At 62.9% G+C, this 13,633-nt stretch carries 14 protein-coding genes; 7 read left to right on the plus strand and 7 right to left on the minus strand.

Translation table 11 applies throughout. The features are described from left to right. The first annotated feature begins 10 nt into the window (after positions 1–10). The 3 genes from dapE to LPA35_RS04930 all read left to right on the plus strand — a co-directional run bounded on the left by dapE (position 11) and on the right by LPA35_RS04930 (position 4,291). Entirely contained in the window at positions 11–1,204 is a 1,194-nt protein-coding gene (gene dapE / locus LPA35_RS04920) for a succinyl-diaminopimelate desuccinylase (RefSeq protein WP_228895453.1), read from the plus strand. Continuing rightward, a complete protein-coding gene (gene prmB / locus LPA35_RS04925; protein WP_228895455.1) occupies positions 1,201–2,136 on the plus strand; it encodes a 50S ribosomal protein L3 N(5)-glutamine methyltransferase in 936 nt (311 codons plus the stop codon). The genes dapE and prmB overlap by 4 nt, the downstream gene beginning before the upstream one ends. Positions 2,137–2,248: 112 nt before the next feature. Further along, positions 2,249–4,291, plus strand: coding sequence for an ABC-F family ATP-binding cassette domain-containing protein (locus LPA35_RS04930; protein WP_228895456.1), 2,043 nt, complete (start codon positions 2,249–2,251; stop codon positions 4,289–4,291). A gap of 485 nt (positions 4,292–4,776) precedes the next feature. Here the strand turns inward: LPA35_RS04930 and phbB are convergent, their stop codons facing one another. The 3 genes from phbB to LPA35_RS04945 all read right to left on the minus strand — a co-directional run bounded on the left by phbB (position 4,777) and on the right by LPA35_RS04945 (position 8,817). Next, positions 4,777–5,514 (minus strand): acetoacetyl-CoA reductase, encoded by a 738-nt coding sequence (gene phbB, locus LPA35_RS04935; protein ID WP_121420225.1) that lies wholly within the window; start codon positions 5,512–5,514, stop codon positions 4,777–4,779. Between the two features lie 349 nt (positions 5,515–5,863). After that, positions 5,864–7,042: an acetyl-CoA C-acetyltransferase gene (locus tag LPA35_RS04940; RefSeq protein WP_121420226.1), complete on the minus strand. Its 1,179-nt coding sequence runs from the start codon at positions 7,040–7,042 to the stop codon at positions 5,864–5,866. Positions 7,043–7,116: 74 nt separating this feature from the next. Then, on the minus strand, positions 7,117–8,817 hold the full coding sequence (locus LPA35_RS04945) for an alpha/beta hydrolase (protein ID WP_228895458.1): 1,701 nt from the start codon (positions 8,815–8,817) through the stop codon (positions 7,117–7,119). A gap of 124 nt (positions 8,818–8,941) precedes the next feature. Between LPA35_RS04945 and LPA35_RS04950 the strand changes: the two genes are divergently transcribed. Beyond that, positions 8,942–9,268, plus strand: a complete 327-nt coding sequence (locus tag LPA35_RS04950) for a hypothetical protein (RefSeq protein WP_228895460.1) — start codon at positions 8,942–8,944, stop codon at positions 9,266–9,268. On the opposite strand, the gene LPA35_RS04955 is transcribed toward LPA35_RS04950, so the two are convergent. From LPA35_RS04955 to LPA35_RS04965, 3 genes are all read right to left on the minus strand, one after another. Beyond that, positions 9,188–10,063, minus strand: a complete 876-nt coding sequence (locus tag LPA35_RS04955) for a polyphenol oxidase family protein (protein ID WP_228895462.1) — start codon at positions 10,061–10,063, stop codon at positions 9,188–9,190. The two genes, LPA35_RS04950 and LPA35_RS04955, sit on opposite strands and share 81 nt — an antisense overlap. Further along, positions 10,060–10,728 (minus strand): maleylacetoacetate isomerase, encoded by a 669-nt coding sequence (gene maiA, locus LPA35_RS04960; RefSeq protein ID WP_228895463.1) that lies wholly within the window; start codon positions 10,726–10,728, stop codon positions 10,060–10,062. Before maiA ends, LPA35_RS04955 begins: the two co-directional genes overlap by 4 nt. A gap of 102 nt (positions 10,729–10,830) precedes the next feature. Continuing rightward, positions 10,831–11,286: a MarR family winged helix-turn-helix transcriptional regulator gene (locus LPA35_RS04965; protein WP_055397946.1), complete on the minus strand. Its 456-nt coding sequence runs from the start codon at positions 11,284–11,286 to the stop codon at positions 10,831–10,833. A gap of 169 nt (positions 11,287–11,455) precedes the next feature. Here LPA35_RS04965 and LPA35_RS04970 point away from each other — a divergent pair, with 169 nt between their 5' ends. The 3 genes from LPA35_RS04970 to LPA35_RS04980 all read left to right on the plus strand — a co-directional run bounded on the left by LPA35_RS04970 (position 11,456) and on the right by LPA35_RS04980 (position 13,057). Then, positions 11,456–12,151, plus strand: coding sequence for a fumarylacetoacetate hydrolase family protein (locus tag LPA35_RS04970; protein WP_228895465.1), 696 nt, complete (start codon positions 11,456–11,458; stop codon positions 12,149–12,151). A 121-nt stretch (positions 12,152–12,272) separates the two neighbouring features. Next, positions 12,273–12,824: an NUDIX hydrolase gene (locus tag LPA35_RS04975; protein ID WP_228895467.1), complete on the plus strand. Its 552-nt coding sequence runs from the start codon at positions 12,273–12,275 to the stop codon at positions 12,822–12,824. 8 nt (positions 12,825–12,832) lie between these two features. After that, entirely contained in the window at positions 12,833–13,057 is a 225-nt protein-coding gene (locus LPA35_RS04980; protein WP_228895469.1) for a DUF1737 domain-containing protein, read from the plus strand. A 57-nt stretch (positions 13,058–13,114) separates the two neighbouring features. Here the strand turns inward: LPA35_RS04980 and LPA35_RS04985 are convergent, their stop codons facing one another. Continuing rightward, positions 13,115–13,495 carry a collagen-like protein gene (locus LPA35_RS04985; protein ID WP_304505249.1) on the minus strand — a complete coding sequence of 127 codons (381 nt, stop codon included), beginning with the start codon at positions 13,493–13,495 and terminating at the stop codon, positions 13,115–13,117. Between the last annotated feature and the right edge of the window lie 138 nt (positions 13,496–13,633).

Raw genomic sequence — 13,633 nt, forward strand, 5'->3', positions numbered from 1 at the left:
CGAATCCCCAATGTCCCGTACCCTGCACCTCGCCGAACAGCTCATTTCCCTGCCCTCCATCACCCCCGAGGATGCGGGCTGCCTGGACCTGCTGGCCGCGCGGCTGGCTCCGCTCGGGTTTGTGTGTGAGCGCCTGGACAGCGGCCCGGCGGACTTTCGTGTCAGCAACTTGTGGGCAAAAAGGCCTGTAGCGCTTGATGGAAAGGCGCAAGCAGCTATTAAAACCGTAGTATTTGCCGGCCACACCGATGTCGTACCCACCGGCCCGCTGGCACAGTGGAGCAGCGACCCGTTTGTGCCTACCCACAAGGACGGCAAGCTCTATGGCCGTGGTGCCAGCGACATGAAAACCTCCATCGCCGCCTTTGTCGTGGCGGTGGAAGAGTTCCTGGCCGCCACGCCCGATCCGCAGATTGCGCTGGCTTTGCTTCTGACCAGCGACGAGGAAGGCCCCTCGGTGGATGGCACCAAGGTCGTGGTCGAGAAACTCAAGGCACGTGGTGAAAAGCTCGATTACTGCATCGTGGGAGAACCCACATCCGTCGAAAAAACGGGTGACATGATAAAGAACGGGCGGCGCGGCACGCTCAGTGGCAAGCTCTCTGTGCGCGGTATTCAGGGGCACATTGCCTACCCGCAACTGGCCCGCAACCCCATTCACCAGGCCCTGCCCGCACTCACGGAGCTGGCGGCGACGGTGTGGGACGAGGGCAACGCGTTTTTCCCGCCCACCAGCTGGCAGATCAGCAACATGCACGGCGGCACGGGTGCCACCAATGTGATTCCGGGAGAGGTCGTGATCGACTTCAACTTCCGCTTCTCGACTGAATCCACTGCCGAAGGCCTACAGCAGCGTGTGCACGCCGTGCTGGACCGCCATGGCCTGGAATACGACCTGCGCTGGACGCTGGGCGGCCAGCCGTTTTTGACAACCCCCGGCGAACTGGTGGGCGCCGTGCAGCAGGCCATCACTGCAGAGACCGGGCTGACCACCGAACTCTCCACCACGGGCGGAACCAGCGACGGCCGTTTCATTGCCCAGGTGTGCCCCCAGGTGATTGAACTCGGCCCTCCCAACGCCAGCATCCACAAGATCGACGAGCACATCGTCGTGGCCGACATTGACCCCCTCAAGAACATCTACCGCCGCACGCTGGAAAACCTGCATGCGCAGGCCCTGGCCGCCAATGGAGTGCCAGCATGAACACTCCACAACAGCACCCCACCGTCGCGGGCGATACCGTGGGTGCCCTGGTCGAATCGGGTGCGCAGTGCCTTGCCGCAGCAGGCGTCTCCTTTGGCCACGGTACCACCAATGCCCACGACGAAGCCGCTTGGCTGGTGCTCTGGCGTCTAGGGCTGCCGCTGGACAGTGATCTGTCGGAAGCCCCCGATTCCATGAAGAATCAGCCCGTAGCGCCCGCCGATCAAGCGCTGGTAGCTACTCTTTTTGAAGAGCGCATCCGCACCCGCAAGCCCGCCGCCTATCTCACACAAGAGGCCTGGCTGCAGGGTGTACCGTTCTACGTGGACGAACGCACCATCGTGCCGCGCAGCTTCATTGCCGAACTGCTGGTCGATGGGGGGGCTGACGAGTACCTGAGCGACCACACCCGCCAGGTGCTGGACCTGTGCACGGGTAACGGCAGCCTTGCCGTGCTGGCGGCCATGGCCTGGCCCGAGGTGCAAGTGACGGGCGCCGACATATCGCCCGATGCGCTGGCGGTAGCCCGCATCAACGTGGACAAACATGGCCTGCAAGACCGCATCCAGCTGCAGCTGTCCGATGGCCTGGCTGCACTGCCCGGCCCCTGGGACCTGATCCTGTGCAATCCGCCCTACGTGAATGCGGCCAGCATGGCCGCCTTGCCCGCCGAATACCGTGCCGAGCCCGAGCTGGCCCTGGCCGGAGGCAACGATGGCATGGACTTTGTGCGCCAGCTGTTTGCCGCTGCTCCCGCCTGCATGAGTGAGGATGCAGTGATCATTCTGGAGATTGGCAACGAACGCGCTTACTTCGAGGCCGCTTTCCCCCAACTGCCTGTTTTCTGGCTCGATACCAGTGCAGGTGAAGACCAGGTTTTGCTGGTGACTCGGCAGGCCTTGGCCGCCCAAAGCCGGCTCACGGCACAATAGAGGGTTGCGCGCCACCGGCTTGTTGCATCCCTTGGATGGTTTGCAACAGCCTTGGCCCCCTGCTTTTTCACGCCACCCGCCCAGTGCGGGTGCGCTTTTTTCTGAGTTCCGGATGATCACCCTCAAGAACGTTACCCTGCGACGCGGCGCCAAAGTCGTGCTCGACAGCGTTTCCGCCACCATCAACCCCGGCGAAAGCGTAGGCCTTGTGGGCCGCAATGGCGCGGGCAAGTCGAGCCTGTTTGCCTTGCTCAGCGGCAAACTGCACGAAGACGGGGGAGATTTCTACATCCCCACCAGCTGGCGCATGGCGGAGGTCGCGCAGAACATGCCCGAAACCGACCAGTCGGCCACTGACTTTGTGTTGGAGGGTGACACGCGTCTGGCCGAGGTCCAGCAACAGTTGCTCGACGCAGAGGCCAGCGACGACGGCATGGCCATCGCGCATGCCTATTCCGACTTGCACGACGCGGGAGCCCACGATGCCGTGGCACGTGCACAGGCACTGATTCTGGGCCTGGGCTTTCGCGTCAGCGAACTGGACCAACCCGTCAACAGCTTCTCGGGTGGCTGGCGCATGCGCCTGCAACTGGCCCGCGCACTGATGTGCCCCAGCGATTTGCTGCTGCTGGACGAGCCCACCAACCACTTGGACTTGGACGCCCTGGTCTGGCTCGAAGCCTGGCTCAAGCGCTACGCGGGCACCATGATCGTGATCAGCCATGACCGCGAGTTTCTGGACGCCATCACCAACGTCACCCTGCAAATCCAGCAAGGCGAGTTGAACCGTTACGGTGGCAACTACAGCAAGTTCGAAGAGCTGCGCGCCCAGCAGCTTGAACTGCAACAGGCCAGCTTCTCCAAACAGCAGGAGAAGATGGCCCACCTGCAGAAGTTCATCGACCGCTTCAAGGCCAAGGCCAGCAAGGCCAAGCAGGCGCAAAGCCGCGTCAAGCAGCTCGAACGCATGGAAAAGATTGGCCCCGTGCTGGCCGAGGCGGACTTCACCTTCGAGTTCAAGGAACCTGCCAATCTGCCAAACCCGATGCTGGCTATCAGCGATGCATCATTTGGCTATGTGGACGACGAGGGCACGCCCACCACCATCCTCACCAGCGTCAACCGCTCGGTGCTGGCGGGCCAGCGCATCGGCATCTTGGGTGCCAACGGCCAGGGCAAGTCCACGCTGGTCAAAACCATTGCCCGCACCATGAAGCCCCTGGGCGGCAGCGTGACCGAAGGCAAGGGCCTGAACATCGGCTACTTTGCCCAGCAGGAATTGGACGTGTTGCGCCCCAACGAGAACCCGCTGGAGCACATGATCCGCCTGGCCAAGGAACTGGGCCCCGACATCAAGCAACCCAGCCGCGAGCAAGACCTGCGCAGCTATCTGGGCACGTTCAACTTCACGGGCGACATGGTCAAGCAGGCCGTGGGCACCATGAGCGGTGGCGAAAAAGCCCGCCTCGTGCTGGCCATGATCGTCTGGCAGCGTCCCAACCTGCTGCTGCTCGACGAACCTACCAACCACCTCGACTTGGCGACCCGCGAGGCCCTGGCCATGGCGCTCAACGACTTCGATGGCACCGTCATGCTGGTCAGCCACGACCGTTCGCTGCTGCGCTCGGTCTGCGAAGACTTCTGGATGGTGGGCCGGGGCGTTGTGGGGCCCTTCGATGGCGATCTGGACGACTACCAGCGCTACCTGCTCGAAGAGTCCAAACGCCTTCGCGAAGAGGCACGCCTGGCCGAGCAGGCACAGGTCTCGGTGGCAAGCTCCACGGCCCCCAAGGCCAACGCACCTTCAGCGGCAGCAAATCCCGCTCCTGTCGCGGCCCCGGTGCCCACACCAGCCTCCGCCCCAACACCTTCAAGGGACGGGCGAGAACAACGCAAACTGGATGCCCAGGCGCGCCAACAACAAGCCGAAAAAACACGGCCGCTCAAAAAAGAGCTGGAGCAGATCGACAAGCGCCTGGCGACGCTGGCTGGCGAACGGGCTGCGCTCGAGCACAAGCTCACGCAAGCCCTGCCCCCGGCCGAGATCGCAGAGTGTGGCCGCGCCCTGAAGGCAGGCCATGAAGAGACGGCCCAACTGGAAGAACGCTGGCTGGAAATTTCTTCGGAACTGGAAGAAATCTCGGCAGCGGCATAGGCCAAAAATGTAAATTCATGTAATCACAAAGTGATCTTTTTCGACCCTTGCGCTTATCCAGCAATGATTTTTAGCTATTATTTTTGATAGCGGTGTAGAGGTAAATCTGCGGGCACTTACGGTTGCATTTTTTTGCGAGACGCTGTCAACGGACAGTAGATGGGCCGCGTTGTTGGTACATCACAGGAGTTTTCCAGCATGAATACCACCGCAATCTTGTCCGCTTGGCCCGAAGACGAACGCGATCGCAAGCGCGCTCCCGCCCGCTTCTGAAGGCGTGGCAGCCAGCTTCCCGCTTCAAGCGCCCATCCAATGCCAGCCGCAAAATCAAAGCACAAAGCGTACCAAGGTACCGTTTGTGTTTCCGCCAAACGGCCCATTTCATAGGCTCCTCGAAGCAAGATAACCGGCGACCCCTTCCCTCTTGCTCCTCCAACAAAAAACCCCGCATTGCGGGGTTTTTTGTTTTTCCAAGCCTTCGGGCATCAACCCATGTGCAGGCCACCGTTGACCGAAAAATCGGCACCGGTCGCGTAGCCACCTTCATCCGAAGCCAGCCACGCAATGATGGAAGCGATTTCGCTGGGTTCACCGAGGCGCTTGACGGGAACCGTGGCAACGATCTTTTCAAGCACATCGGGGCGGATCGCCTTGACCATGTCAGTGCCGATGTAGCCGGGGCTCACCGTATTGACCGTCACGCCCTTGGTCGCCAGCTCCTGCGCCAGCGCCATCGAAAAGCCATGCATGCCCGCCTTAGCGGCCGAGTAGTTGGTCTGGCCCGCCTGGCCCTTTTCACCGTTCACCGAACTGATGTTGATGATACGGCCCCAGCCCTTTTCCACCATGTCGGCCACCACCTGCTTGGTGACGTTGAACATGCTGTTGAGGTTGGTTTCAATCACCGCGTCCCAGTCTTCGCGCGACATCTTGAGGAACATGCGGTCGCGGGTGATGCCAGCGTTGTTCACCAGCACGTCGATGGTGCCGTGCTCGGCCTTGGTCTTGCCAAAGGCTTCTACCGTGGAATCCCAGTCGCCCACATTGCCCACCGACGCATAGAAGGTGTAGCCCAGGGCTTTCTGCTCGGCCAGCCACTTGGCATGGTCACGGGTAGGGCCACAACCTGCGATGACCTTGAAGCCCTCCTTGTGCAGGCGCTGGCAAATGGCAGTCCCGATGCCGCCCATGCCGCCGGTGACGTATGCAACTTTCTGGCTCATGTGATTTCTCCTTGTTAGTGATTTGCTCAACAGCCACTCTACCGAAGAAATCTACCGCTGCCGTGAAGGAAAACACTGAAGCCCTTTTCTTTTTGGCATATCGGCATGCGTCACACGCCTTACGCGCTATGTGTCTCGGCAGAGTCACAGTTTTGGTGCAAGCCACAGCCTTCCAACGATCCCATAGAAACATCTTGCAACCACCTGCGCACGCAGAAGTGAGGCCACGGCGGCGACACGTTCACACTGAAGCCAGACATAAAAAAGCCGCGTCGTAACGCGGCTTCGATTTTTGGCCTTGCCCCTGAGAAACGGCTGAACCGCAGGTGCAAACAGGCGCAGGGGCTTGTTAGCGCTCCAAGGCCAGGGACACGCCCATGCCGCCACCAATACACAGCGCTGCCAAGCCCTTCTTGGCATCGCGGCGCTGCATTTCGTGCAGCAGGGTCACCAGGATGCGGCAGCCGGAAGCGCCGATGGGGTGGCCGATAGCGATGGCACCGCCGTTCACGTTCACCTTGGCAGGGTCAATCCCCAATTCCTTGTTCACCGCGCAGGCTTGTGCGGCAAAGGCTTCGTTCAGCTCGAACAGATCCACATCGGCAGCGTTCCAGCCTGCGCGCTGCAGGGCCTTGCGTGACGCTGGCACCGGGCCCATGCCCATGGTGGCGGGATCGAGTCCGCTGGTGCCGAATGCAGCGATGCGTGCCAGGGGCTTGAGGCCCAGGGCTGCAGCTTTCTTAGCGGTCATCACCACCACAGCGGCTGCGCCGTCGTTCAGGCCCGATGCGTTGCCCGCCGTCACGCTGCCGGCCTTGTCGAATGCGGGGCGCAGGCCTGCCAGCGCTTCGGCGTTGGTCTTGCGGTTGAGGTATTCGTCGGCGTTGAACAGGATGGGGTCGCCCTTCTTCTGCGCCAGGCTCACACCCACGATTTCGTCCACAAACTTGCCTGCGTCTTGTGCAGCTGCTGCCTTTTGCTGACTGCCCAATGCCAGGGCATCCTGCATATCGCGCGTGATGCCATAGGCCTTGGCCACGTTTTCAGCGGTGATACCCATGTGGTACTGGTTGTACACGTCCCACAGACCGTCCACGATCATGGTGTCGATGAGCTTCCAGTCGCCCATGCGCTGGCCATCGCGGGAGCCGGGCAATACGTGGGGCGCCATGCTCATGCTCTCTTGGCCGCCAGCCACGACGATCTCGCTGTCACCCCAGGCCACAGCCTGCGCAGCAAGCATCACGGCCTTCAAGCCTGAGCCGCACACCGCATTGATCGTGAGCGCAGGAGTTTCCTTGGCCACACCGGCCTTCATGGAAGCCTGCCGGGCGGGGTTCTGGCCCACGCCAGCGGCCAGCACCTGGCCCATGATGACTTCACCAATCTGGTCGGACGACAGGCCCGCGCGCGCGATGGCTTCGCGGATCACGATGGCGCCCAGTTCGGTCGCAGGCGTCTTGGCCAGCGCACCACCAAACTTGCCCACAGCAGTGCGGGCGGCCGAAACGATGACGATGTCTTCCATGGAATGTCCTTGTGGTTGGAGGTTGTTGGTTGCTTGGTAATTCTCGCAGTGCTGACAGTCAGGACTTTTGCGTATCAGGCTTTCTGCTTCACGTAGCTGCCAGGTGCGGGCTCGATGGCCTTGAACTTGGTGCCCTTGCCATAGCTCTTGGGCGCTGCAATCTGCTTGCCTGCATGGCCTTTGATCCAGCCGGCCCAGTCGGTCCACCAGCTGCCGGGGTGCTCGGTAGCGCCGTCCAGCCATTGGTCGAGCGTGGCGGGCAGCTTGCCGTCGGCGCGGATCCAGTGGCTGCGCTTGCCTTTGGCGGGCGGGTTGATGACGCCCGCAATGTGGCCCGAGGCACCCATCACAAAGCGCTTCTTGCCGGGTAGCACCTGGGTGGACGCATAGGCGGCGTTGATGGGCACGATGTGGTCTTCGCGCGAGCCATAGATGTAGACGGGCAGCGTGAGGTTTCCCAGGTCCATCTTCTCGCCACACACGGTGAGCTTGCCCGGTTGGACGAGGTTGTTTTCAAGGTAGAAATTGCGAAGGTACCAAGCGTAAAACGGGCCTGGCAGGTTGGTGCTGTCGCTGTTCCAGTACAGCAGGTCGAACGGGGGCGGTGTTTCGCCCTTGAGGTAGTTGCCCACCACGTAGTTCCACACGAGGTCATTGGGGCGCAGAAAGCTGAAGGTCGAGGCCAGGTCCTGCCCCTTCATGAGGCCGCCCTTGCCCATCTGCATCTCGCGGAACTTCACGAAAGCCTCGTCGATGAAAACGTCGAGGATGCCGGTGTCCGTGAAGTCGATCAGCGTGGTGAGGAAAGTGGCGCTGGCCACGGGCTCATCGCCGCGTGCTGCCAGCACGGCCAGCGCGTTGCTCAGGATGGTGCCGCCTACGCAAAAACCCAGCGCATTGATCTGGTCGGCGCCCGTGATGTTCTGCACCACGTCGATGGCGGCCATGGCGCCGTCTTCCACGTAATCGTCCCAGGTCTTGTGGGCGAGGCTGTCGTCAGGGTTGCGCCAGCTGACCACAAAGGTCCGGTGGCCTTGCTCCACGGCGTAGCGGATCAGAGAGTTCTCGGGCTGCAGGTCGAGGATGTAGAACTTGTTGATGCACGGCGGCACGAGCAGGAAGGGCCGCTCGTACACCTTGGCGGTCAGCGGCTTGTATTCGAGCAACTGGAACAGTTCGTTCTCGTACACCACCGCGCCTTCGGTAGTGGCCACGTTGCGCCCCACCTCGAACAGGCTTTCGTCGGTCATCGACACATGGCCCTGCGTGATGTCGTGCAGCAGGTTCTGCATGCCTTTGGCAATGCTCTCGCCCTTGGTCTCGATGGCTTTTTTCTGTGCTTCGGCGTTGAAGGCCAGGAAGTTGCTGGGCGCCATGGCAGCCATCCACTGCTCCACGCCAAAGCGGATGCGGGCCTTGGTCTTCTCGTCAGCCTCGACCGCGTCGGCCAGCCCCATGAGGGTGCGGGCATTGAGCAGGTAGGCTGCGGCTGAGAACGCAGCAACGGGGTTGCTGGCCCAGCCCTCGCCGGAGAAGCGGCGGTCCTTGACTTCGGGGGTTCCCTGCAGGCCCTGGGCCCAGAGTTCCTGCGCGTCTTTCAGGTACTGCTGCTGCAGGGACTGCAGCTTGGTGGGCGAAAATTTCAGGGGTGGTGCTGCAGGAACCTGGGTGCCCATGTCCAGCTTCTGGAACGACTGCAGCGCCTGCGACCAGCTTTGCCCGAAAATCTTCTGGAACTGCTCGGCGCTCTCGGCCCAGGGTGATTCAGAATTCATGCTCTTTCCTCAGTGATTGGTCGCTCGCAGCGGCAAAGCTTCTGGTTTTTTATCTCTCGGGTTCATTGTTGCCGAGCCCTTTGCACATGGCAACGGATTCAACGCTTGCACTGAACACAAACCAATGTACCTCATCGTCATCGCCTGGACCTACGTCACCCTCATGATGGCGGTGGCCGAAGCCACCAGCCCCAACGGCACCGTGCTCGGCGCCGTGATCACCTTTGCGCTGTATGGCATGCTGCCCATGGGCATTCTGGTGTACATCCTTGGCACTCCTTCGCGCAAGCGGGCGATCAAGGCACGCGAGGCCGCAGAGCAGGCGGCCTACGATGCGGAGCAAGCCGCAGCCGCAGCCACTGCCACGGCGTCAGCTGCGCCAGATGCAGGCGGCGAAGCGCCCGCTAGCGCCGAGGGCTCCACTGTCGCGGCGGTGCGAAAAGAACCGTGAAGCGTTGGTCACGGTGCACCAAGGCGATGTGCCATCGTTGCCGTGGATGTGGGCGATCCCCAGCGCCTGCAGCCGCAGGCGAGCCAGTCCAGCCAGGTCGCACAGGAATTTGCCTTTGGCGCTGCCACTGGGCACAAAACACACCTCTGAAGCCGGGTTCGCCTCGCAAAATGCCGCGCGCACCTCGGCCCCCACTTCAAAGGCCTGCGGGCCAATACAGGGGCCCAGCCAGACCAGGGTGTCCTGGGCGAACGTTTGGGCAGGATCGTTTGCTTCCATTTTGATAGCATTTAGCGCTTTGCCATCCAGCGCCAGGGCCTCAAAACGCTTGAAAACCGATTCCAGCACTCCCTGCCCGCCCACTCCGGCCAGCCCGCGCCAGCCTGCATGTGCCGCCGCCACCACACGGCCTGAGCGGTGTGCTAGCAGCACCGGCAGGCAATCCGCCACCATGATGGTGCAGGCCACGCCGGGCGCGGTGACCACGCAGGCATCGGCGTCGATGCCGTCGGGTGTGCTGCTGTCCAGGTGCACCACGCCATCGCCGTGTACTTGGTTCAGAAACACCGCCCGTGTGCCATTCGCCACCGCAGCGACCGTGGATTGCAGCCGCATGCGGTTGGTGTGCACGGCGGCCGCGACATCACCCACATGGGTCCCCAGATTCAGGCTGTCATAGGGTGGCAGGCTCACGCCCCCCGTGCGTGTGGTGCACAGTGCAAACACGCCCTCGGGCGCAGGCCAGTCGGGCACTAGGCAGTCGGCCGCCGCCAGAGGGCCTTCGTGCGGGGTCAAGCTTCGTGGTCCGGGCAGGCGGACGGCTGGGCCTTCTGGAATGCGGGCAACGCCATGCAGGCGTCGAATGCCCCCATCGTGAGTGGCAGGCCACCCAGGTCCACGTTGAAACGCTGGCCGTTGAAGATTTGCGGCACCAGGCAGCAGTCGGCCAGCGTGGGGGTGTCGCCCCAGCACAGCACGGAGGGAGGCAGGCCCTGAGTTTCGCGCTCTTGCGCCAACAGTGCCAGCTGGCGCTCAAAGGCCTCCAGCCCGCTGCGCACCCAGTGGTGGTACCACGCGTTCTTGGCCCCCTCGTCCACCTTCAGCTCGCGCACCAGGTACTTGAGAACGCGCAGGTTGTTGATGGGATGGATTTCGCACGCCACCATCTGCGCCAGCGCACGCACGTGTGCCCGCGCCAGGGGCGTGGCAGGCAGCAGCGCGGGCGTAGGGTGGGTTTCCTCCAGGTATTCGATGATGGCCATCGACTGGGACAGCGCCGCTCCGTCATCGATCACCAGCGTGGGTACCAGCGCATCGCCGATGCGGCTGGCGTACGCGGGGGCCTGGTGCTCACCCTTGACGAGGTGCACGGGGATGTAGTCGTAAGGCAGGCCCTTGATCTGCAGCGCGATGCGCACGCGGAACGAGGCGGAGGAGCGGAAGTAGTTGTAGAGCTGCATGCAGAAAATACGTTGTGAAAGGGGACGCTTCAAAGCGTGGCAGCGGGAGTCCCACACTACCGCGGGCGCTGAATGGGCAAGCCTCGGGGCCGCCCGGGGCCGTCAGGCGCCCGAGGCCCCTGCCGGGTCCTGGTGGTTGTAGACAACCTTGGACAGGATGGCCATCAGATCAACGCGCTCTTGCGCATTGAGTGGCGCCATCAGCCGCTCCTGCACACGCTGGGCGGCATCACGCATCTGGAGCGCGGCAACCTCGCCCTCGGGGGTGATCCACAGCAGTTTGCGGCGGCGGTCGCGGGTGTCGGGCTCGCGGCGGATCCAGCCGCGTTTTTCGAGCCGCCCAATTACCGAGCCCGATGTGGCAGCGTCGAACGCCACGCGGGACGCCAGCGTGACCTGGTCTTCACCGGGCCGTGCCAGCAGCTCGTGCAGGATGGCGAACTGCACCGGCGTCACGTCAAACCCCGCAGTCTCTTCCATGAAAAGCGCCACGGTTCGCTGGTGGGCACGGCGCACCAGGTGGCCTGGCGTGTTGTGGAAATCGAAGCTCTTTGCCATGGGCGCGAGTGTAGCGCCCCCCAGCAGGCGGCCCGCGCCCATGGCACACTGCCACACCGAGGCCGCGCAGGGTCCAGCCCGGGGTTTTTGCGACACAGTCCTTGCCCTGGCATCCGCGCCGTCCGGCAACCATTCATTTCCATTGAACCCAGAAATTCGAGAGGCTGACATGAGCTACGTGTTTTCTCCCGCCCCCGTGGCCAGCGTGCCCGTGGCGGGCAGCGGCGACCGCTTTCCCGTGCACCGCATTTATTGCGTGGGCCGCAACTACGAAGAGCATGCCAAGGAAATGGGCTTCACCGGCCGCGAGCCACCCTTCTTCTTCATGAAGCCCGCCGATGCCATCGTGGTGGTCAACGCTGGCGAAACGGGCCAGCTGCCCTACCCCAGCCTCACCGCCAACCTGCACCACGAGATCGAACTGGTCGTGGCCATCGGCAAGGGTGGCAAAAACATCAAGGCCGCCGACGCATTGGCACACATCTATGGCTATGCCGTGGGCCTGGACATGACACGCCGCGACCTGCAGAACGACATGAAAAAACAGGGCCGCCCCTGGTGCATCGGCAAGGGCTTTGATGCCAGCGCGCCCATTGGCCCCATCACCCCGGCCGCCCAGGCGGGCGACGTGGCCAAAGCGGCCATCTGGCTGCAGGTCAACGGAGCGGACAAGCAGCGCAGCAGTGTGGCGCAGCTGATCTGGAACATTGCCGAAACCATCGAACACCTTTCGGCCGCGTGGGAGCTGCAGCCCGGCGACCTGATCTACACCGGTACCCCCGAAGGCGTGGGCGCCGTGGTGCGCGGCGATGTGCTGGAGGGTGGTGTTGAAGGCCTGGGCACGCTGCGCTTGAGCGTGGTGTAACGCCCCTGGCCTGGGAGCCGCGGCCCCAACCCGGACGCACAGCCTCCGCACTATGCTTTTCATAGCTGCTTGCGCTTATTGATAAAGCGCTGGCAGCCGATCTGATTCGAAAAATCCTCCGATGACCTTCCGCAGCCCCATCAAACACTGCCGCGCCTGTGGCACCGCCGTGGTCTACCGCCTGCCGGACGACGGCGACACCAAACAGCGCGCGGTGTGCCCCATGTGCAACACGGTGCACTACGAAAATCCACTCAACGTGGTGGGCACCGTGCCCGCGTTGCCCGATGGCCGCATCCTGCTGTGCAAGCGCAACATCGAACCCCGCTGGGGCAAGTGGACCCTGCCCGCAGGCTTCATGGAGCTGGACGAAACCACGGCCCAGGGCGCCGCGCGAGAAACAGACGAAGAGGCTGGCGCCCAGATTGAAATGGGCCCGCTGTTCAGCCTGCTGAATGTGCGCCGAGTGGGCCAGGTACACCTGTTTTACCGAGCCACGCTGCTGAGCGACCAGTTCAACCCCGGCTACGAGACCATCGAGGCACGTCTGTTTGCCGAAGACGAGGTGCCCTGGGACGAGCTGGCCTTCCGCACCGTGAAGGAAACCCTCGAATGCTACTTTGCCGACCGCAAGGCGGGCGCCATGGGTATGCACTTCATTGACATCGAATAGGCCGTGGGATGACTGCCACTACCACCCCAACGTCCCCTGCCCCGGCCAGCACACCTCCCGATGGCCTGCCAGCCTACCGCTTGCTCACAGGCCCTGATGACGCCAGCTTTAGCCGCCGTGTCAGCGACGCGCTGGCACTGGGCTACCGGTTGTACGGATCCCCCGCCGCCACGTTCAACGGCCAGAACGTGATCGTGGCGCAGGCCATTGTGTGGCCTGGCACAGTGGTCTGACCTCCGCCCGTCCGACGCATCGCCGGGCGCGGGCCGTCAGCCGCCGAGCGCGCCGTGTCACGGCTTGGCGGGTATGACGATGACGGTACTGCCATCGCCCGAGGTTCCGGTATTACCGGTGTTGCCCTTGCTACCAGTGTTGCCGGTGTTGCCCTTGGCACCCGTGGCACCTGTATCCCCTTGGTAGCCCGTGGCGCCTTGCATGCCGGTAGCACCGGTGCTGCCCTGCCCGCCTGTGGCCCCTGTGGACCCCATGCTGCCCGTAGCCCCTGTGTAACCCGTGTTTCCCTGGTTGCCCGTGGCTCCGGTGTCACCGGTCTTGCCGGTGTATCCCGTATTTCCGGTATTGCCCTGCGCTCCCGGGGGGCCCATGGGGCCGGTGCAGGCGCCGAGGGTGAGGGTGGCCAGCACAAGCAAGGTGGTGGTAATCGTTTTCATGGTGAGTCCTTTGGCGTTGCATGCAGTCCAACAACGACTGCATGGGCCAATGTGCGGGCCCCACCATGAAAGGTCTGTTCGTTTACGCGCATAAGCCAAGCGCCAGCCGCACCATGGAGTGACTGGCGACGCCGTCCT

This window comes from Acidovorax sp. Leaf73, from assembly GCF_916855635.1.
GTDB classification, from domain to species: Bacteria; Pseudomonadota; Gammaproteobacteria; order Burkholderiales; family Burkholderiaceae_C; genus Acidovorax; species Acidovorax facilis.